General features: G+C 34.1%; 24 protein-coding genes. 22 read left to right on the top strand and 2 right to left on the bottom strand.

Annotation, left to right across the window (positions count from 1 at the left end; genetic code table 11):
* Positions 1-11 precede the first annotated feature (11 nt).
* The 21 genes from EGX95_RS00625 to EGX95_RS30600 all read left to right on the top strand — a co-directional run bounded on the left by EGX95_RS00625 (position 12) and on the right by EGX95_RS30600 (position 17,621).
* Positions 12-3,992, top strand: coding sequence for a TrbL/VirB6 family protein (locus tag EGX95_RS00625; RefSeq protein WP_000884608.1), 3,981 nt, complete (start codon positions 12-14; stop codon positions 3,990-3,992).
* Entirely contained in the window at positions 3,989-6,196 is a 2,208-nt protein-coding gene (locus EGX95_RS00620) for a lysozyme family protein (protein ID WP_123805308.1), read from the top strand. The genes EGX95_RS00625 and EGX95_RS00620 overlap by 4 nt, the downstream gene beginning before the upstream one ends.
* A 16-nt stretch (positions 6,197-6,212) precedes the next feature.
* Positions 6,213-6,788: a hypothetical protein gene (locus tag EGX95_RS00615; RefSeq protein ID WP_002163382.1), complete on the top strand. Its 576-nt coding sequence runs from the start codon at positions 6,213-6,215 to the stop codon at positions 6,786-6,788.
* A 164-nt stretch (positions 6,789-6,952) separates the two neighbouring features.
* The gene (locus EGX95_RS00610) at positions 6,953-7,336 is read left to right on the top strand and encodes a hypothetical protein (RefSeq protein WP_001237977.1); all 384 of its coding nucleotides are present in this window, start codon (positions 6,953-6,955) and stop codon (positions 7,334-7,336) included.
* The gene (locus EGX95_RS00605; protein ID WP_000426066.1) at positions 7,327-7,632 is read left to right on the top strand and encodes a DUF2325 domain-containing protein; all 306 of its coding nucleotides are present in this window, start codon (positions 7,327-7,329) and stop codon (positions 7,630-7,632) included. Before EGX95_RS00610 ends, EGX95_RS00605 begins: the two co-directional genes overlap by 10 nt.
* Before the next feature lie 84 nt (positions 7,633-7,716).
* Entirely contained in the window at positions 7,717-8,019 is a 303-nt protein-coding gene (locus tag EGX95_RS00600; RefSeq protein ID WP_000950103.1) for a hypothetical protein, read from the top strand.
* 164 nt (positions 8,020-8,183) lie between these two features.
* Positions 8,184-8,468 carry a hypothetical protein gene (locus EGX95_RS00595; protein WP_000950099.1) on the top strand — a complete coding sequence of 95 codons (285 nt, stop codon included), beginning with the start codon at positions 8,184-8,186 and terminating at the stop codon, positions 8,466-8,468.
* 157 nt (positions 8,469-8,625) lie between these two features.
* On the top strand, positions 8,626-9,318 hold the full coding sequence (locus EGX95_RS00590; RefSeq protein ID WP_000784092.1) for a hypothetical protein: 693 nt from the start codon (positions 8,626-8,628) through the stop codon (positions 9,316-9,318).
* A gap of 18 nt (positions 9,319-9,336) precedes the next feature.
* Positions 9,337-10,578 carry a glutathionylspermidine synthase family protein gene (locus tag EGX95_RS00585; protein WP_000886508.1) on the top strand — a complete coding sequence of 414 codons (1,242 nt, stop codon included), beginning with the start codon at positions 9,337-9,339 and terminating at the stop codon, positions 10,576-10,578.
* A gap of 159 nt (positions 10,579-10,737) precedes the next feature.
* Positions 10,738-10,920: a hypothetical protein gene (locus tag EGX95_RS00580; RefSeq protein WP_000418777.1), complete on the top strand. Its 183-nt coding sequence runs from the start codon at positions 10,738-10,740 to the stop codon at positions 10,918-10,920.
* Positions 10,921-10,963: 43 nt separating this feature from the next.
* Positions 10,964-11,344: a hypothetical protein gene (locus EGX95_RS00575; RefSeq protein WP_000410093.1), complete on the top strand. Its 381-nt coding sequence runs from the start codon at positions 10,964-10,966 to the stop codon at positions 11,342-11,344.
* A 32-nt stretch (positions 11,345-11,376) separates the two neighbouring features.
* The gene (locus EGX95_RS00570) at positions 11,377-11,571 is read left to right on the top strand and encodes a hypothetical protein (protein ID WP_001091677.1); all 195 of its coding nucleotides are present in this window, start codon (positions 11,377-11,379) and stop codon (positions 11,569-11,571) included.
* Between the two features lie 210 nt (positions 11,572-11,781).
* Entirely contained in the window at positions 11,782-12,186 is a 405-nt protein-coding gene (locus tag EGX95_RS00565; RefSeq protein WP_000358491.1) for a hypothetical protein, read from the top strand.
* A 31-nt stretch (positions 12,187-12,217) separates the two neighbouring features.
* Complete coding sequence (locus EGX95_RS00560) at positions 12,218-12,631, top strand: hypothetical protein (protein ID WP_000804598.1); 414 nt, start codon at positions 12,218-12,220, stop codon at positions 12,629-12,631.
* Between the two features lie 236 nt (positions 12,632-12,867).
* Positions 12,868-13,260 carry a hypothetical protein gene (locus EGX95_RS00555; RefSeq protein WP_000425109.1) on the top strand — a complete coding sequence of 131 codons (393 nt, stop codon included), beginning with the start codon at positions 12,868-12,870 and terminating at the stop codon, positions 13,258-13,260.
* A gap of 49 nt (positions 13,261-13,309) precedes the next feature.
* A complete protein-coding gene (locus tag EGX95_RS00550; RefSeq protein ID WP_000675656.1) occupies positions 13,310-14,014 on the top strand; it encodes a CPBP family intramembrane glutamic endopeptidase in 705 nt (234 codons plus the stop codon).
* A gap of 31 nt (positions 14,015-14,045) precedes the next feature.
* Positions 14,046-14,579 carry a D-glycero-alpha-D-manno-heptose-1,7-bisphosphate 7-phosphatase gene (locus EGX95_RS00545; RefSeq protein WP_001074764.1) on the top strand — a complete coding sequence of 178 codons (534 nt, stop codon included), beginning with the start codon at positions 14,046-14,048 and terminating at the stop codon, positions 14,577-14,579.
* A gap of 138 nt (positions 14,580-14,717) precedes the next feature.
* On the top strand, positions 14,718-14,948 hold the full coding sequence (locus tag EGX95_RS00540) for a hypothetical protein (RefSeq protein WP_001288774.1): 231 nt from the start codon (positions 14,718-14,720) through the stop codon (positions 14,946-14,948).
* Between the two features lie 58 nt (positions 14,949-15,006).
* On the top strand, positions 15,007-15,510 hold the full coding sequence (locus EGX95_RS00535) for a hypothetical protein (RefSeq protein ID WP_001012485.1): 504 nt from the start codon (positions 15,007-15,009) through the stop codon (positions 15,508-15,510).
* A gap of 236 nt (positions 15,511-15,746) precedes the next feature.
* Positions 15,747-17,183, top strand: coding sequence for an IS4 family transposase (locus tag EGX95_RS00530; protein ID WP_001053964.1), 1,437 nt, complete (start codon positions 15,747-15,749; stop codon positions 17,181-17,183).
* A 258-nt stretch (positions 17,184-17,441) separates the two neighbouring features.
* Positions 17,442-17,621 carry a DUF8096 family protein gene (locus tag EGX95_RS30600; protein WP_000428649.1) on the top strand — a complete coding sequence of 60 codons (180 nt, stop codon included), beginning with the start codon at positions 17,442-17,444 and terminating at the stop codon, positions 17,619-17,621.
* A 258-nt stretch (positions 17,622-17,879) separates the two neighbouring features.
* Here the strand turns inward: EGX95_RS30600 and EGX95_RS00515 are convergent, their stop codons facing one another.
* Positions 17,880-19,025 (bottom strand): DUF418 domain-containing protein, encoded by a 1,146-nt coding sequence (locus tag EGX95_RS00515; protein ID WP_001186867.1) that lies wholly within the window; start codon positions 19,023-19,025, stop codon positions 17,880-17,882.
* Positions 19,026-19,064: 39 nt separating this feature from the next.
* Positions 19,065-19,547 carry a thioredoxin family protein gene (locus EGX95_RS00510; RefSeq protein ID WP_001045583.1) on the bottom strand — a complete coding sequence of 161 codons (483 nt, stop codon included), beginning with the start codon at positions 19,545-19,547 and terminating at the stop codon, positions 19,065-19,067.
* A 371-nt stretch (positions 19,548-19,918) separates the two neighbouring features.
* Here EGX95_RS00510 and EGX95_RS00505 point away from each other — a divergent pair, with 371 nt between their 5' ends.
* Positions 19,919-21,016, top strand: a complete 1,098-nt coding sequence (locus EGX95_RS00505) for a hypothetical protein (RefSeq protein ID WP_000433310.1) — start codon at positions 19,919-19,921, stop codon at positions 21,014-21,016.
* Positions 21,017-21,032: the final 16 nt, after the last annotated feature.

Below are 21,032 nucleotides of genomic sequence, written 5' to 3'. Positions count from 1 at the left end.
AAGGTGAAATTATGCTTGATAAGATAATAGGATGGGTCGGCGGCTTAATTGTTTCTATGGTCAAGACCTTTCTTTCTCCAATCTATAAATTAATTGATACTATCCCCGATTTAATTTTTGGTGGGGATAGTGCAAAATTAAATTTTTTATTTAAAGACGACACAGCTGGGAGTGTATTAAATACGGGATTACCAGTCATGTTTAAATTTGCAGCCTTTTTAGTCTTAGTCAGTGCTGTAATTGCTGGTGCAAAGTATTCAGCTGCTGCTATTAATCCAACAAATCGAACATATATCATTGAATATGCGAAGGATTTAATGATCGTTTCTATTTGTATATGGCATCTAGATTTCTTCTATAACATTATATTTGATATGAATACTTGGGTAGCATCGGAGTTTAAAAGAGCAATAGGAGAACAATCACTAGATGTTTTTAAACCAGGTCAGACAATTGCTGAATTGTCTATGGATAAAAATAAGGATGATTATTTATTTCAAATTTTTGCGATGTTGATTGAAGTTGGATTGTCACTTTGGGCAAACTTCTTCTATTTAATGCGAGCGGTATCTCTTTATATTTTGATGTTAATGGGACCGGTTATGGTTGGTATGTGGTTATTTCCTCAAAAGAAACAACAAACTCTATATTGGATGCGTGAATTTGTTGGTACAGTACTCATCCAAGGTATCCATGCGATTACTATATGGTTGATTTTTGTACTAGTAGGCAAATCAGATAATACCATTATTAAATTAATCTTATTTGCTATGTTTATTCCTATAGGTGAAATTGTAAAAGGGTTCATTGGTTTAAGTACAAATACGGCAGGAGCAGTAAATAGAGCAGGTACGATGCTTGGAATGGGCGCCTTAGCAAGTATGGCAGGTATCGTTAAAGGGATACGTGATGACCATCGTAGTAATAAAGAGAAGACAAAAGCTAGAAAAGAAGGCGAGGAAGATAAAAAAGAAGATGCTGATAACCCTAAAAACGCGTTGGGAGCCAATTTAGGGACAGATGTAGGTACAACATCTCGTGCAGCTCGTATGTTAAAAGCAGGTCAAATAGGAAGCATGGTTGGAAAAGCAACGGGCGGACTCGCGGGGTTAGCAATGGGCGCGGGACTTGGACCAGAAGGAATGGCAGTAGGGACATTTGCTGGAAGTAAAGCAGGTGGAGTTCCTGGTGCAGTAACAGGAAGAACATTGGCAGCTGGACTTGAAGGAGTTACTAGTGCTGGGAAGCATATTGGTTCGAGTGTGAAGAAAGGTTTAGATACGTATAAAGGGTTAAATGGAGAACAATATCCAGAGTTAACAGATGAAGATATTGCACAAGACTTAGCTACGAAAGATTTTGAAAATTGGAAAGCTGATAATCCTGATTCTGCAGTTGCGAGCCGTTTAAAACAAGCATTCCCTGGTGCATCCGATGCAGAGATTGCAAAAAAAGTAGCAAAAACAAATAGTGATCAAATGTCTCATTTCAAAAATCAGCGAAAACAAGATTTACAAAATATGAAGAAAAATGCTACACCATATGGAAACGCTAGAGATTTAGTTAACGCTGCAACTAACGCATTCCAAAAAGGATATGAGGCAGACCATAAAGATGCGTTTATGAGTCAATTACCAGAAAACATGTCAGCGGAAGAGAAAGAGAAAAAATGGAATGACCATCTAAACTCAAAAGTTCAAGGATTTAGAAATCATGCAGAACAAGCGGCAATAAAAGCTGGAGCAATGCCAGTTGATGCGAAAGATAAGCAAGGCAACAACCTGTTTGATAAGTCCTATGTAAATAAAGATGCCTTTGCTTCTCAACTTGCACTTGGAAAAGTTGGGAAAGCAGTTGAAGGAGTAAAAGGAGAAACACTAGAGAGTGGCCATCAAAATATGGGACAAGTAGACTCACTTGTGGGTGCATCCACTGCTGCATTTAAAAAGGCATATACAGCAGATCATAAGGCTGGATTCATGAAGCAATTCCCTGCAGATGTACCACAACAAGAAAAAGAGGCTGCATGGAACAAGCACTTGAGTCAAAAAGTGCAAGGGTTTAAAAATCATGCACAGAAAGCTGCCGAACAAGCAGGGATTGTGCAACAAAAAGATGGGACTAGCTATGCTAATAAGGAAGCTTTTGCTTCTCAGCTATCACAACAATTACAAAACAATCCAAATATAAATGCAATGGGTGTATCTAGTGTATCTGGCATTCAAAAAGCGGTAAATGGTGTGAAAACACATAGTTTAGCAAATGGATATGGAAACCAGAAACAAAAAGGTGTAAGTAATGTTGGGAATTTAGTACAAGCATCTACAGAATCCTTTAAACAAGGATATGCAGCAGAAAACAAAGCAAACTTTATGAAAAACTTGTCTCCAACTATGTCTCAAGCGCAAAAAGTAGAAGCTTGGCAGTCTCACTTGAATGATAAAGGGAATGAATTTAAAGCAGTCGCTCAGCAAGCGGCGGTACAAGCGGGTGCGATGCCTGTACAGGCAAAAGATACGAGTGGAAAGAGTCTTCATAATCAATCGTATGTTAATAAAGATGCCTTTGCTTCGCAATTGACAAAAGGTTTGCAAAGTCATGCAAGTCTTGGAACAGTGAGTCAACAAGTAGGTTCTGGAATTACTAGTGCGATTCAAGGTGTTCGTTCACACGGTGTTGCGACAGGTGGTGCAATCAATAAAGCTGTGTTTGCAGCTACGCAAACGCAAGCGAGTATGGCACGTGCTGGAAATCTGTCTGTTTCTGAAATTGAGCGCTCGTATGCGGATGCATCAGCTAGTGTAGCAAATATTTCGCAAAGTGCTGGGAAAATGACGATTCCAACTTCAGCAGTGGGACGTATGACACAGCAAAGTAAGATGGTTGGTGTAAGTATGATGGAAGGTGCCAAACATCTCGTGCATACAAAAGGTATGGAAAATGTATCACAAGCATACTTTAATGCATCTAGTGCTGTTCAGCAGGCTGGTGGAAATGCAGTACAAAGAGTGATGAGTGGAACTGCAGCTGCCGTTCATACTTCATTAGGAGGTAATGCAGCAGAACGCCATTACAATGTGACAAAAGGATTAAGCTATGCAGCAGGTGTAATTGGTGGTGCAGGTGCTTACCAAGCTACTGCACGTATGGTAAGTAAACATAATCCTTATAATAAAGCAGTTCAAACAGAAGCAAAAGAAATTCAAGAGATTAAGGGAATGGTACCAACAATAACAGATGCGACTGGAAGACAATCAGTTGCTCAAGGTGCAGTACGTCTTGTTACGACAAATAATAAGTCATGGATTGAAGCGAAAGATTCCAGTGGAATGACACAAGTTGTATCTCGTTATGGTAGTGGTGATAGTAGCATTCGTTCGGGACAAGTTGTATATCAAGACTTAAATATTTCGGATGGACAATTAACGCAGTACCGTAATGGTATGAAAGCAACACCAGCATATATTCAAGATTCTAGTGGTGGGAAAATTAGTATCAATCGTTCTATCAATATTAATCCAAACCAATTAGTAGGAAATCAAAATCAAAGACCTTTACAACAGAAACCAGTATTTAGTGAACCGCCACTTACAGTAAGTCATAAGGTAGACAATGGTCACTTCTATATGTCTGATTTAGACCAGGGGGGATACCAGAATGTGCAAATGGTGGTAGAAAGAGATCGTAGTTATATGGTTGCGACAACTACAGACGGTACAGTGTCACGTATTTCTCCGTTCGGAAAAGGAGATACACGATTACAAGCAAACCAAAGAATTGAAAGGGTTTGTGAAGTGAAAGATAGCAGTATTAAACCGAGAGAAGAAATCCTAGTAACTCATACACAGGACGAAGTTGTACGTACAGAGACACATTTGAATTTATCAGAACATGACCCACAAAACCTGATTCCATTTGCGCCAAACCCTCGCTTAGCACAGCGAAGAAGTAGAAATAATGAAAATGGAAAGTATGGAGTGACAAGTCTATGAGTCAAAATCCTAACGATCCAAATAACCAGAAGAAAAGTAACCCTTTAAAAGATGCGACATCTCACTTTATTAAGAAAAAAGGGATGCAGGCAAGCGGGAAAATGGCAAAAATGGCAGGAAAAGCAGGAAGAGCGGCAGCGAAAGCTGCTGCCAAACTGCTAAGAGCTGGTATAGTGAAAATTGTCGGAGCTATCGTGGGAGCAGTAGGATTGCCTGTTGCTCTCATTATGGCTCTTATTATTACTGTATGTGTGATTCTAGCATCTTTTGTACCATTTACCGATGATGAGAGTAAAACAGAAGAGCAAGTCAAAAAGTATATGGAAATTTCAATGGCACTAAACGTAGACTGGAAAGAGGTCGTCGCTTTTGACATGGCTCAGTATGATAATGATTTGACTGGAAAAGATCCGCATGATGCTATATCATATTTCTTGGATATCCAATATGAGGAATATACGGAAAAAGAGGTATGTGAGGCAGGGTCGAATGGTCCTTGTGAAAAAAAGAAAAAGGAGATGCAAAAAACCAAATCTGAAAGTTATTCCGGACCAGATGTAAAAAAGATATTGGGAGATACAGATTTTAAGAAAAAAATAGATGAAATTAATGCAAGTGGTAGTAAAAAAGTAACAGTTTCTTCTCATGGATTAGAAAAAGCGATGGAGCTTGCAAAGTTTAGTGAGAGTCAAAAAGATCGTGCGCGTGAGATATTAGCAGCAGGAATGTTAGAAGGAATGTATGGACATCTGGCACCTTCTAGTAATTTTGTTGGTGGTATGTGTGTAGGTAATGTGAGCCCTGGCGGAGAACCTGTTAACCTTAATGCCAAAGTTACAGGATACCTTCCTAAAATTAAAGAAATGGCAGAAAAACATGGTGTAGCTCAATATGTTGGTGTTTTGGCTGCCCAAATGATGCAGGAATCACAAGGAGAGGGAAGTGACCCGATGCAAGCTGCAGAAGGGCATTATGGAGACTTAAGTTCATATTGTATAGGTCTAAAAGGAAGTGCTCGTATAGGGTGTATTAAAGACCCCAATATTTCTATTGAAGCAGGCGTACAAGAATTTAAAGATGTTTTAGCAAAGGCAAATGGAGATATAGCACTTGCCTTACAAAGTTATAATTACGGTCCTGGATTCATTAGTTATGCATTAGCAAAAGGTGGATATTCAGAAGAAACAGCTATTGCGTTTTCTAGGGAGCATGCTGGTGAAAATCCAGCAGGTTGTTCTGATCCTAATAACTTCCGAACCAAAGTTGGAGCGTGTTATGGAGATTACACTTACGTTTCCAAAGTTTTGAAATATTATAAAGATTTAGGTTGTGTAGAATCTGGAGATGGAGAATGGATTTCCGATAAAGGTTGGAAATGGCCAACGAAATCAGGGCGTATTACAGATACATTTGATGCAGTTCGTGGTGGAAAGCAACATAATGCTGTAGATATTGGAGCTATGACCGCTGGAAAAGCTGGAGACCCCGTGTGGTCAATGGAAGCAGGTATTGTAGTCCAAGCAGGTAATGTAAATGGTGGAGGTCTAGGGGTTTATGTAGACCATGGAAATGGTATTGTATCTCGTTACTTACATTTGAGTAAAATATCAATTGCACAAGGAACCATGGTGACGAAAGGACAAATTATTGGAGAGATGGGTGGTTCTAACTATGATAAAAACACTGGTTTCCTTAATATGAATGGCTACGCTGTTCATTTAGATTTCCAAATTCGTATTAACGACCAACCAACGGATCCAATGAAATTCTTTAAGAAAAATGATGATCCAGGACTATCATCTGGTGGTTCTCCTATTATGACGAATGACAAACGACAAAAAGTATTAGCAGAAGCGAAAAAATGGCTTGGTCAAGGAAAAGTGAGATATGTCTTAGGGGATCGTAATCCGCCAGGAGGTACTTCAGATTGCTCAGGATTTACTCAGTATGTATTTAGAACAAGTATAGGTGTACAACTTGGAGATTGGACTGGTGCTCAAGTCGGACAAGGAAAACAAGTGCCAGACATCAATCATGCGCAACCAGGGGATCTAATTTTCTATGAAAATCCAGGGCATGTTGCGATTTATATGGGGAATCAAAAAATGATTCATATTGGTGATAATAAGGGTGTACAAATTACAGGTCTAAACTATACGGCAAGAGGACAACATATGACACAAATCCGTAATGTTATAGACTGATAAGGGATGAGAGTAGATGCAGAAAATAATCAACATTTTATCTAATATGCCTCGTAAATACTTGGTCATATTGGGGATTATCGTACTAGTGGCAGGTGTTGCCACCTATAATACCATTCATGATTATATGCTGAAATCACAAGTGCAAGAGGAAGAGCAAGTAAATCAAGATGAAATCGAGATGCTTGGAGATAAACCAAAGAGATTTGATACAAAAGAAGAAGAATATATTGCAAAAACAAAAACAGTAGAGGATTTACTACGAAAAATTTCTAATAGTAGTTATGATGTTCCATATTTGTTTACAAAGGCTGGATTTGGTATTGAACCAATGAAAATGACAAGTAATGAACGTATGCTTGCTACAGAAGCTGTTCAAAGATATTTCCTAAATGGAGATAAGTTTTACAACGCACGTATTACCAAAATTGACCGCGGGAAAAAAGTAGATACATTTCATATAGAGGTTTTAATACAACAAGTAAACTTCTTGGAACCACGACAATTTAAAATTCAGGTAAATCAGTATGCGCAAATTGTAACACCAATTGAACAAATACCACATGGACAAGAAGAAGTACCTGTGGATTAACTAAAAGATAAGGGTTGTGAATAAAAATCACAACCCTTATTAAAAAATATAAAGAGTACCTAAAAATATATATTGAATATTCTTAATTTTCTGATATAATAAAGTTATGGTTAAATGAAATTTATATATATTAGTTAAATGATATAGATGTGGAGGTAAAAATAATGAGATTATTATTAGGAACCGCAGCAAACTATTTTGCAGGATATTCATCTGGAAGAGGTTCGGGATTTTTAGGGACATTATTTGGATGGGCTTTATTGATAGGTAGTGGATACCTGTTGATCACAAATTGGGATAGTATCACAGTTTGGATGCACAGTTTAGATATTGTAACAGGGTTAGATGGTTATGAAGATATGAGCAATGGATTTATATTCATCTGCTTGCTTGTAAGTGGTTTTATTTTCATGCTATTGTTACCGGTCTTCGCAATTATATTAATAGTGGGTGTGGTATTCTTGAATATTGTCATCTGCACAATTGTATTATTAGTATCACCAAGTACATATAAAAAAAATAAAGATGTGGAGAGTGAATGGAAATGAGTACGATTTTAGTTTTAGGTGGTTCAAATGGTAGAACATTAGAGAAATTAGCGAAAAAAAGAGATTGTCAGGTGATTTTTCATGATGGGAAAAATCATGGTGGTGTAAAGAAAACGTTTCGTAGTGTCATAAGAAAATGTGATGTCATTGTAGTGCAGAAAGGTGCATGTGGTCATGTCTCTATTGATGTAGCAAAAGAATACGCAAAGAAGTATGATGTCCCGCTTTTATTTAATCAGGGTTTTGGAGGAACAGGCGCGTTAGAGATTGGTTTAAAGCATTTGCAAGCAGCATAAATTAGGTAGTAGGAAATTTATTCTGATTTTAGAATCATATAATCCTTATATAAAAATTACGAAGTTGATATTGGAGGAACTAGAATGCTATCTTTACCAAAACAAAGTGTTAAATGCTTTTTGAATGCTGATTTAAATGGACAATTAGAATTAGATACAAAAGAACCACAAGTTGCCGATTTAGACTTTGACCATTTATACATGTTTTCTGTCGAGGGAATTTACTACCCTGTAAATAAAGATAATATACTAGCTTACTTTTATGATAAGGATTTTCAAGAGTACTTAGTAATAAAAAAAGGGTTTTATAGTGATTGTATGTGGAAACAGCTTGATGAAGAATTTTACAAAGTCCAACATGCATGGGATTCAATTAATCCAATATAAGTTAAACTAGTATAGGGAATCATGTGCACAGTTTAGATATTGTAACAGGACTAGATAATTATGAAGAGATGAGCATAAGTTTAGTAGTAGGTTGGTAATTTATTTGGAAATATAATCATATAATCTTTATATAAAAATTAAGGATTGAAAACGGAGGAATTATAATGCTATCTTTACCAGAACAAAGTGTTAAATGCTATTTAAATGCTGATTTAAATGGAGAGTTACAATTAGATACCAAAGAAATACAAGCTGATCTATACATGTTTTCTGTCAAAGGAATTTACTATCCAGTTAATAAAGATAATATACTAGCCTACTTTTATGATGAGTTTTTTAACGAATACCTGGTAATAAAAAAGGGGTTTTATAGTGATTGTAATTGGAAAAATCCTGATGAAAAATTTTGGGAAGTTCAACATGCATGGGATTTAATTAACCCTTTATAAGTTAAACAAGTATAGAACAAGATTTAATGCATTTATAACTATATATGGTTAGTAAGAATGATGGTAGCAGAGAACCTTGAAAAACTTAAATTAAGGAGCTACTGTAATTGAGTTTGAAATCACCATGCGAATGGAAAATATAGGAGGATCTTTTGTTATGAAAATGAGTAATAAAAAATTTATGAAAATCGCTGCAAACCTTGGAATTTCAACGGCTTTATTAACGGGATGCGTAGGAGATCTCGAAGAGAATAATTCACTAGCAATTGACCGAGACACAACTGATAAAGAAGAAACGCAAAAACAATGTACTTCTAATCAAATAAATGAAAATGAGTGTTTTGAAGAGATGCCGACTATAGGACCTGTTAAGCACGAAGACAAACAGAATAATCCAAGTGTAGAGCATGATAATGGTTGGAGTTCCGCCTTAGTTCCGTTTGCTGCAGGGGCAGCTGGCATGATGTTAATTAATTCATTAAATAAGAAAAATCCAGGACAAATTAATAATAATACCAACCATACATATAGACCACCGATGACACAAAGACCTTTACCAGAAGTTCCAAAAGAAAAAGAGAAGGAAAAAGGGAGAGGGACAAGTACTACTACAAGTGGTGGAGGTGCAAATAAGCAAGCAAATAATTCTGCTTCTACAAATAAAATTGAATCAAAAGATAAAGTTAATTTAAACAAAAATGACACGAATAAAAGTAATACATCAACACCGAAAACACCGAAAACAACTAATCCAACTCAAGCATCGAAACCATCGAAACCATCTTCAACAGGTAAGGTTACTAGTGGTTCTAGTGGTATCGGAAATGCAAAAGCTCCAGCTGGATCTTAATTTATAGGAGGAGAAAAAATGTTAGACAATAAAGAGCAACAAGAATATATGAAAAAATGGTTTGCTTTATCTGAGCAAGCTTGTACACGTGGTTTCACTTGGCCAAGCTTATTAGAGAACGATGAATGGTGTCAGTATATGTCTACTGGTATCAAAAAAATCAAAAAAGAGGAATATAATAATATTATAGAAGCAACTGAATTAATAAAAACCATTTTTCAAAAGGTTTATACATATTTACTAGAAAGTCACGAGGGTTTTTTACAATTAAAATTACCTACCGAATTATGGGAAGTGACTAGAACAAATTATGATGTTTTATTTTCATATTTCACTAGGTTTGATTTCATTGTTGCAAACAATGAAATCAAACTAATTGAAATTAATGCAGACACACCCACCGGCTATTTGGAGCCATCTGTAGCTAATCAAGTTTTATGTGATCATCATCAAGTTATAAATCCAAACTGCATAGAAGAGAAGCTAGAAACAACGTGGTATAAAATCATTTCTGATTATGAATTGAATCCTCATGATGTTATACATTTCACTAGTTATGATTGGCATGAAGAAGATTATCAAACAGTAAAATTTATTCAACAATATTGTCCGCAGCCAAGTGATTATGTGGGGATACAGAGTATTATCGTTGCAGACGATGGGTTATATACACCAGATGGTGTAAAAATAGAATATTTGTATCGATTATATCCATTAGAGTACTTATTAGAAGATAAGGACTATAGCGGAAAATCAATTGGCCTTATGTTTTTAGACCATATTGCACAGGGGAGAGTGAAAATTATTAATCCCCCTTCAGCATTCTTAATTCAAAATAAAGGTGTACTAGCTCTTATTTGGCAACTTCACGAGCAAAATAAATGGTTTACAGAACAAGAACATAAAATTATTGAAAAGTACTTCTTACCAACTTATTTCTCAAAGGACAAATTTGAAGAAAATGATATAGATTATGTGAAAAAGGCCACATTTGGACGGGAAGGCGGTGGTGTTTCCATCATTAATGAGGGGAAAGAAGTAGCCGCAGATAAAACGCCTTATTATGAGCAACAACATAAAATCTATCAAAAGTATATAGAAATGCCAGACTGTACTATAGATACCTGGGATGGAGATTATACAGGTAAATTATTAATAGGTTCACATTTAATTGGTGGAGAACCTGCAGGTTTATTTTTAAGAGTGGGTGAGAAGATAACAGGAAATTTATCAATGTTTATTGGGATTACCACTGAATAAAGGTAAGTTAGAGTAATAAATTTATAGAAGTATTTTAGAAAGAATAAGATGGGGCGCTGTATGCAATGAAAGTCGCACGTCCAGTGCTAAGCGGGGGAAAAGATGGAGACAACCTCAAAGTCTTACCTATCGCAACGGATGTGAAAAGAGGTGCTGGATGTGGAATTAGGATTTTGTAATTTCAGAGGGTGCTGGAAGAATGCAACGACAGAAGGGCACATATACGGGCATTCAAAAACTGAGATTAAAGATGGTTTTATTCCTGTAGTTGCTTGTGATGAACATGCAAAAGAAAAAGATTTTTATCGTTATATTGAGAAAAAAGAAAACGCAACAAAATAGTTATATTGATTTACTGACGAAACTAGAATGGATGGTGTGATTGTTGGAAAAGGAAATGAAGAAATTTGTTATTGTAAATAAAGATGTGCGAGAGGTAACACCTGATCTATTTAATGGTGCTTTTAATACCCATAGTAAGCGAATTTATTTTGGTCAAATTCCAACTTCTACAATTGATTTCCTTATTCAAGAACTTTTAAGAATCTCTGAAGGTGTAGAAGCAATTCAAATTGAATTCGACCGAATCAATGATGGATATAATATAGAATTTGAAGTTTATCTGTTAAATGGGCGTTTTGATGAATTAACTTCATCTAACTTTAAGACTAATCGTTCTCCACGAAGTGTCTCAGTATCAGAACGTTACTACTTTGAATTTATCGACAAATTAAAAGGACAAAACTGTCAATGCAATACAATTTGAATTTGGTACAAAATGAAAGGGGAGTAATGAAGATGAATACAGGTAAAATTGTAGATACAAAGATTGTAAACGAGGATAGCGAAAAAAGTTTTCAGATGTCTTTAAACATAGCGATAACTGAAATGCAGGAGAAAGGGTTATATGTAGAGTTGAAATATCAACCAATTGTGAGAGTTAGCGGTACAATAAAACACATGGCTTTAGTAATTGGTCGTAATGAGTATTAGAGTGAGTTTTAATACAATTTGAATTTTGTATATGAGTATATAAAGGTGGTCGATTCTGATGGATATAATCAAATTTTGGGGACTCTTTGCTATTGTGGCTATTCCAGTTTCTGTATTGTTATTGGTAGTTTTGGAATTCATTTCAAAAGATTTCGATAAAAGAGTGAAAAAATAGTTGGATTTGAATTTTGAACTAAAAGGGGATTGAAGATGGACAAGAAAAAACGGATTGAAATTGTGAATGAACTAATTAAATACATTGCAAATAATGATAAAAATACATTCAATGGTAAAGGGTTACTTCACTATAAAGATAGAACAGCCCATTTTGTACTCAATGGTAAATCGTTACGGTTTGTTGATCACTATACAAATGTTTCTATGAATATGACAAGAGTTGATTATAAAACGAAAATACAAAAAAAGTACTTTTCAAGCGGTGGCACAATGTGGGCATTAGTAAAAGATTTTACACACTTCATTTATGGAAATGACAATTCGAACGGATTAAACGGTTATGGAGGATTGTACTGTACGCATTGGGGATGGACAGAAGAAGCGATGAAAAACATGCGTGAGTACGCAAGGGAGATTGGATATTTAAAATCTTTTTAAAGCGATATTTTAAAAGAAAAGGGGAACAAAAATGAAACCTTCATTTGAAATGATAAAGGATGAAAATGGCGGAGTAGCAATGATTTATACAACGAGTGGAGGAAAGAGATCTTCCACTTACTTCCCTGGTCCGCCGGAAGATATAGATCATGTTTGCTTGGATTACATGAAAGGGCGGTTTGGAAACGTTAGAACTGGGAAACAAGTTGATTTTATAAAGCGGAAATATAAAGAAGGCTATCGAACGATATTCGGTGTAATAGATGAATTAAAAGAAGGCGACAAAGTAGTAATGCATACATGTGGAGAAGCGGAACACTATGACGGTAAAGTTTGGACATGCCGGACGGATCAATTCAAAGCGAGTAGTGGCTCGCAAGTGGTGTTTTTAGAAGAATTTAGTGGATACTTCTTAGTTGAATATTTGCAACGTGTGAATTTATAAAAAAACTAAATAAAGCTGGAGATTAAGCTTAAAGTTATGGATATTATAGTGGCAAAAATATTGGTAATGGGAGGGTGATTATGATTGATCCGTATCAGAAGAAACATTAATAGCTATTGATAATTTTACGATTTTTCTATATATAGCAGTAGTTATATATTGTTTCTCTCGGTTATCTCACCGTAAACAATAATAAAATAGTTTCGCATTATTAAGAAGTGAAAGGATTTGATGTTATGGAAATGGAAAAGTTCAATGCAAAAGCATTCTTTATATTTATGGGCATAATTTTATTACTCTGTATCGGTGCTAGGTTTGCTCAGGAATTTAGTGCGGAACAAGAAAAGAATCATGAGATAAGGATGGAACTAACTAGGAGTAACGTGAAAGTTGCAGAGGATATGGTCGCGAAAGAATTAAATACAGATAATAAAAATTTTCGAATGACTGCTGTACCAGGAGATCTGCTGAATCGAAGCTACTGGATAACTAAAGAGTTAGTATCAGAAATAAAAAAAGATGGGGAAGAATACCGAATCTACTTTGAAACAAAAAGAGTCAGAAATAGTGAAGGGGATTTTGTTATGTATAAACCTACAGGTATATATAAAATTCTTAAAGAAGAGTAGATAATACTATTTGGATTTAAAATTCAAATAATATAATATTTGGAGGTAAATGAAAGGTGAATATAGTAAAATGAATCATAGTAATTTAAATAAATCAGGTTATGTTATACTCATATACTTTGTAATGACTCAATTTGTTGGGATTATAGGAGTACAATTGTTAGCAAAGACAGGTTGGTATGATATTAAGGGAAATCAACAGCAAGCAATTCAGCAACTACTTATTCATTGGGAACTAGTAGGGTTTTCACTCATATTAATATTCGTTTTTCTTATATATAAGAAAGAAGCGATGAGTGATTCGAAGTTATCGATTAAATTATCAAGAAACTCATTCGTATGGATTTTAATAGGAATTGTTGCAGTATTTTTAGCGCAGACAATTGGTAGTATTTTAGATAAGAGTATATTTCACTTAACTACACAATCAGTAAATACATCAAGTAATATTGAAGCTGCAGCCTTATCTCCTCTTGCTCTTATATCAATTGTAATTCTTGCTCCGTTAGTTGAGGAACTTGTATTTCGTTACGCGGCCATAAATATATTAAACCGTAAATTTAATAAAATTGGGTGTATATTAATTAGCTCAGTGTTTTTCTCTATCATGCATTTTGATTTTCCTTTTGTATTTGGATATTTTCTAATCGGACTTGTACTTGCGGCAATATATGTACGTACTAATAGGTTACTAGTCTCATTTGTCATTCATGCTACTATGAACTTAATAATTGTTATACTGCAGATTTTTTGATAGAAAATTATGTAGGTAAGGAGAGAGTAACTTGGCGAAAAAGAAGGCGATATTTTTAGATCGTGATAATGTAATTAACGAAGTGCTTACAGATCGTGTTAAATTTGTAAATAAACCAGAAGATATTTACCTGCTACCTGGTGTAGCTGACGCGATTGCTATATTTAATAGAAAGGGATATATGGTCCTAGTAACAACAAATCAAGCAGGTGTCGGATTTGGTTATATGACTCAAGAAGAGCTCTTAGAAATACATAAACATATGCAAGAAAAATTAATTAATGAAAACGTCGATGCCCATATACATGAATTTGTTGCCTGTATACATCGACCAAATGATGGGTGTTCCTGTAGAAAACCAGAGGCTGGTATGCTGCTGCAGTTAGCTCAAAAGTACGATATTGATTTAGCGAGCAGTTATATGATTGGTGACCAAGAAACCGATATATGTGCAGGGAAGAAGGCTGGAACAAGAACAATTCGAATTGCTGATTCTTTGGATGAAACAAAAGCAAATTTAAAATTTCCTTCTTTGCTTAATGTAGCGCTTGAAAACATTTTTTAATATTTTGTCTGAAGGTAAAATTTTAAAAAGTGGTGAGTAGTAACAATAAAGAGGTTTAATTCCACTGTTCGAAAAATAAATTACTGCATTAAAATAAGAAATTTAGATATAAAAATAGGTATAAGGAAGTGTTTTGCAATGAGTGAATTTCAATCAGGAAAAAGAGAAGGGTATATTTATGGTTATATATTTCTTTCAGGAAATAAAGGGTTGGTTTTAGATGAAGGTTCAAATGAGTATCTAATAGAATCAGCAGAATTACTAATTAATGGAGAATTTGTTTTAATGGAAAATTTAACATTAGATTTATTGAGAAGAAAAAATCTATACGGTTCTAAAGCAAGGATTAAGGAAAGCTTTATTTCATAGCTTGTAAAGTACTATATTATTTTTAAATTTTTTTATTTGTAAACTAGTGGAGGCAATTATGAATTTTTATAGATTAAAATTAGATGTGAAATTAGACGAGAATAAGGTAACGGAGCCGAAATTTTACAAAATAGTAGATAAGTTCTTTAATAAATTAGCTAACCTAAAGGGTGTGAAATCTCCAGAAAAAAAACTTTCGTTCAACATAAATGAAAGGAAGTTAATGATAGATATTTCGGTAGTGATTGAAGAAAAAATATTTTTTAAGATTCATAATAACTCAACTAGATTAAGAGGGATTTTAAAATATATTTCTAAGTTTATACAATACAATGATTGTGAAAAAATAGGAACTTTATACATAAGTACAAAAGATTTAACAACAGAATTATATGCTTACGAGGAATGTATTTATTTATCAACTATTTTGCAGGAAGACGATCGACAAACCCAGGAAGTTATTAAATTAGATGGCGGTATGGTATCTTTTGTCATAGATGAAAAAATAATTGAAATTCCAGTGGATACAAATGTGGTGCTTGCACATATGACATGTAAATAGAAAAAGAGTAGGATAACCCTTATATAGAACGATAAGAAGCGCCAACAGGTTAACGATATGTATAATTCTAGGGACGAGATTGAAAGTAGCATGGAGTTAGTTCTCATTTTAATTGTGGGAGCTTTTTCTATTAGGGGTCACCATACATGCCCATCAACTTAAGAATTTTCACTACCCCCAAGTGACAAAAAACGTTATTCTTTCTAAAAAGCTAGCTAGAAAGGGTGACATTTTTTATGAATCTTTCGATTCAAGATGAATTACAACTATTTTCTGAAGAACTGTATCGTCATTTAACCCCTTCTCTTTTGGAAGAACTCGCAAAAGAATTGGGTTTTGTAAAAAGAAAACGAAAGTTTTCTGGAAATGAATTAGCTACCATATGTATTTGGGTAAGTCAACGTACAGCGAGTGACTCGCTTGTTCGACTATGCAGTCAATTACATGCGGCCACAGGCACTCTTATGAGTCCAGAAGGACTCAATAAACGCTTTGATAAAAAAGCGGTTGAATTTTTGAAATATATTTTTTCGGCATTATGGAAAAGTAAAATCTGTGAAACATCGGCCATTTCAAGCGCGGCGCTCACGTATTTTCAACGAATTCGTATTTTAGATGCGACGATTTTCCAAGTACCAAAACATTTAGCCCATGTATATCCTGGATCAGGTGGTTGTGCACAAACAGCGGGTATCAAGATTCAATTAGAATATGACTTACATAGCGGACAGTTTCTAAACTTTCAGATAGGTCCAGGAAAAAATAATGATAAGACCTTTGGAACAGAATGCTTAGACACATTACGTCCAAGCGATTTATGTATCCGTGATTTAGGTTATTTTTCATTAGAAGACTTAGATCAAATGGATCAACGAGGTGCTTATTATATATCCAGATTAAAATTAAACCATACCGTGTATGTAAAAAATCCGTTTCCAGAATACTTTCGAAACGGAACCGTAAAAAAGCAATCACAGTATATCCAAGTTGATTTAGAACATATTATGAACAATTTAAAACCCGGTCAAACATACGAAATAAAAGAAGCTTACATTGGAAAGAATCAAAAACTATTCACACGTGTAATTATCTATCGTTTAACAGACAAACAGATACAGGAACGTAGAAAAAAACAAAGTTACACTGAAAGTAAAAAGGGTATTACATTTTCAGAAAAGAGTAAACGATTAACGGGTATCAACATATATGTCTCAAATACGCCTGAAGGAGTTGTTCCGATGGAACAAATACATGACTTTTACTCCCTTCGCTGGCAAATAGAAATTATTTTTAAAACGTGGAAATCCTTATTTCAAATTCATCATTGGCAAACTATCAAAAAAGAGCGATTAGAATGTCATGTGTATGGAAGACTTATTGCCATCTTTATCTGTTCTTCTACGATGTTTAAGATGCGTAAACTTCTTTTGCAAAAGAACAAAAGAGAATTAAGTGAATATAAAGCCATTGGGATGATTCAAGATCATGTATCGCTGTTATATCAAGCGATACAGAGAAACACCCAAAATCTAACAAAGATTTTAATCCGTTTGTTCGACCTCCTACAGAAGAATGGACGGAAATCTCATCGATATGAGAAGAAAACTATCTTTGATATTATGGGTGTTGTCTATGAGTATAATGGGTTTGGAAAACAAAAGAAAGCTGCATAATTTTTAAAATGAAACTCGTTAGAGTTTATTTGGTGTGTGTACTTTTCAATACCAAAAGTACATTACGTGTTTTTTAGTTTGTTTGAACGAAAGTTCATTTTGTTTTCGTTCTTAAGTTGATGGGCATGTATGGTGAGGCCTATTAGGGTTTCTGCTGGGAAAAGCATCCTTTAAAAAATAAAAAGCATCCACTATGCGGATACTTCGTGTTATTATGGTTAAGCTATATTAATTCAAATTGCTATGTGGGTGAAACGAATGGAAAATAAACAACCTGAACAACACTACGATCTAGGTAAAATATACACATACACAGAGCTCCCAGATAAGGTTAGCGGTCGTTGCGATAACTGTGGTAATACCGCGTTCAAGAGTTCCGTTAAAGATTTTATCTTTCTAAGAGAATGTCGTCAATGTGGTATGAAGAAAATTATTTAGCCCTGTTAGGGCTTTTTTTATTGGCTCTTATCTCTAAAAATGCCTTTTACTAAATAATATTATTATCTAATACATAAGTATTAAAGGTTTGTTAAAATACATATTTTAATAAAGAAAAGACACCTAAGGTGCCTTCCTCTGACTTGAACCACTTTAATTTTAATAACATCATTTTACAATCACAAATATATCTTTTATCTTTCATATGATATTTTATCATTTTTTTCAGTTAATTGCATAAAACTGGTGAAAGATAGGTTATTTTTTGTAAATTCCTTTTCTCCATATCCATTCAATAGGACCATAGCGGAAATGTTTACTCCAAATTTTGCTAAATATAATTTGTACAAAGATAATTAAAATCCCGAAGATGCATAGTTGCCAGTAATATACCTGTGAGACATCTTTAAAGTACAACGAAAGAATGACAAGAGTTAGTATACTTTGGCTAATGTAATTCGTTAAAGCATACTTGCCTACGTTCATAAAAGGTTTCAGCTGATTTATATATTTTTTATTCTCACAAACCCTAAGTAGAGTACAAATATAGAATATAGCTAGCGTTTTCCCTCCAAATAGAATCCATAGTTTAATATCCTGAGAGTAATAGATATCCGTTTTTATAAAATAGTAGATAATAGGACAAGAGAGAAGACATGAAATGCATAACGAACTCCACTGGATAAATCTAATTTCTTTTATAAATTCCGGTACCCTTTTAAAAATATCTTTCTTACCAGCCCATAAACCAATTAAAAATAAGCCTATATATTCCGGAATTCCTACTAGTAATTGTTGAAATTCCTCAATCATTAAAAAGAACAGACGAGCTTTTACTTGATGTGAATAATGTGTAAATAGATTTACAGTGTGATTGGTAGTGTGGCCTGTAAACATATATTGATAGTAACTTGGTACGGCAGAAATAGAAGGACTTGCTTGTATAAATAAAATAGCATGTAGTGTATAGCCAACAAATAGAGAGAGGCTGCCAACTATAAAAATAAGCTTTGTAGATCGCTTATAAAAGAACAATAGGATAAAACCAGCTAAGGCATATGCGTGTAGAATATCTCCATACCATAGAAATATAAAGTGGAGTAAACCAAAGAGTAGTAAGATACACAATCTACGACTAAACAGCTTATACATAGAATAGCCTTTTGCTTCAGCATTCTTTATAAAGATATAAAACCCTACTCCAAATAAGAACGCAAAAATAGTATAAAATTTTGCCTGTATAAATAAATCTATTAATAAACGAATCACTTTATCTGTACCGGAGTAACCCGCTTGATTAAAGGGGTCTAGTCCCGTCATAGTAGGTAGATTAGCAAATAGGATACATAGTATGGCAATGCCTCTTATTATGTCTAAAGAATAAATACGGGCGTTTTGTTGCATATGAATTCCCCTTTCTTACAAAGAAAAACGAGCACTATATTAACTAGCGCTCGAATTACGTCTCGCAAAGAATCCGTCATATGTAGCAGCTGACACTGCACCTTCTAGGCGTTCAATTTCTTCGCCTCTGTTATAAGCTACAACAACTGGAGTACCAGGAATGTCGAACTCTTGAAAGGCACTTTGATTTTCTGGTGTAGAGATATCAATACGATAGATAGTTCTATCATGCTTTTTTGACATACTATTGATATCTGGTGCTGCCTTTTTACAATAATGACAAGTTGGTTGATAGTAATACGCAATAAACTCTTCATGGGATTGTATTTTTTGCTTTAATTCTTCTTTTGAAATATCTTTAATATTTTCGGGTGATCCTTTTGTTTCTGCAGCTGACACAATTGTTTTCTTTGGTGTTACAGTCTCTGGGTTAACAGATTCATTTTTAGTTAAAGTAAAGATAGCGATACAAGCAACGCATAATGTAGTAACAATTGCTCCAATTTTGTAGACTTTATTCATAGTAAATTCCTCCTTAAAGTAAAAAAAAGGACAAACCTCGCCCGAGTTAACTGGGCGTAAGGTTTGTCCTTCACGCTACGTACAATAGAGTATAAACAATGGAAACAAATTTTCTATCTATATAATAACACAACATTTATATAGAATGCTATAAGAATTTTTGAAAGAAACACCTTAGTACATATAATTTCACGTACCAAAATATATTTAAAAATTAATAAAGATTACACAATTTGATTCTTTGTGTTGCCTACAACTGTTAGATACAATTTACCTCTCAATAAAACATTAAATACTGCAATAATCTACGTCTCAAAAGCCTAAATGATATAATAAAACTAATCATTATTTTAGATGAATGGAGTAATTTAATGGAGCCAATTATTGTTAAACTTTCAACAGAATTTAATACCACGGCAAAAAATTTAAAAGATAAATTTAATGAGTATCAAGAAAAACATCAAACTGAAACCACTTTTCATAATTCAGAAGCTCCCTTGGTTTGGATTATTAGAGGATGTATTGATTACTTTGACCAATTAGACAATGAGTTTTTAGGTATAGGAAATAAATCAGGCATTCCAAGCATGCAAGCGGATCATTTTGCTAACAATCTGTATCGATTAAATAATGCAATGAAATATCTAAAAAGATTATGGGATTTAAAAGAATATAAAACTCTTGATGAATTTAATACTCTTTTAGATATCAGAACACTTATTGTTCATTCAGGAGAGCAGCTTACAAAAATTGAATCTCTAAAGTTAGAGGGGTATAAAGATAGCCAACTTTGGATGATTTTTAGCAACAAAGAAAATGATTCGTTTACTCAACTTAGTTATTTCAACAATGAAAGCTTAGCTGAAATGGATTATTGTTTGGAAATAGCGAGTGACAAACAAGACAAATCTAAAAAGGATAATTTATCGACAGTTGATTATCACATACAAAATGAAAGCTTTCTTGACCAAAGAATATATTTAAAAGCAGAACAAGTCCGAAATATTGTGATGGCACAAATTGAGTATTTTATAACTAGCGCTGACCAAGTAAAAATAGTTAAAAGTACTCGTAAATTTCCTCCTATTGAAGTAATAATAGACAAAGAAAATAACAAAGTTAACTTCGATAAGATAGCAGAGTTAGTATCTAAAGATTTAAGAGGTGGGTATATTATTGAGAGTGGAATTGAGCATTGGAATGGGTTTGGCTTAAAAAGATTAATGGAATATACAGAAAACAGTTCAGATATCTCTTCAAAAGCACAAGATCTTATTTATAAGCGCATAATTAACGTTATGACAGACTATTGGGAGAACTATCTAGATGTAAATATCCCTGATGATGAGTTACCTGACCTGGACATAATGCAAATCTTTTCAGATTACACTCCAAATTTTGATAATGTAATCAACGATTGTAAAATACCCAATAACAACGGTTTTAAATTCCCCAAAAATAACAGATAATCGTTTCGAAACAAAC

It is taken from the genome of Bacillus sp. FDAARGOS_527 (genome assembly GCF_003812125.1).
GTDB lineage: Bacteria > Bacillota > Bacilli > Bacillales > Bacillaceae_G > Bacillus_A > Bacillus_A paranthracis.
The sequence above is the reverse complement of the archived record's forward strand: the minus strand, read 5'-3'. Positions and strand labels throughout refer to the sequence as shown.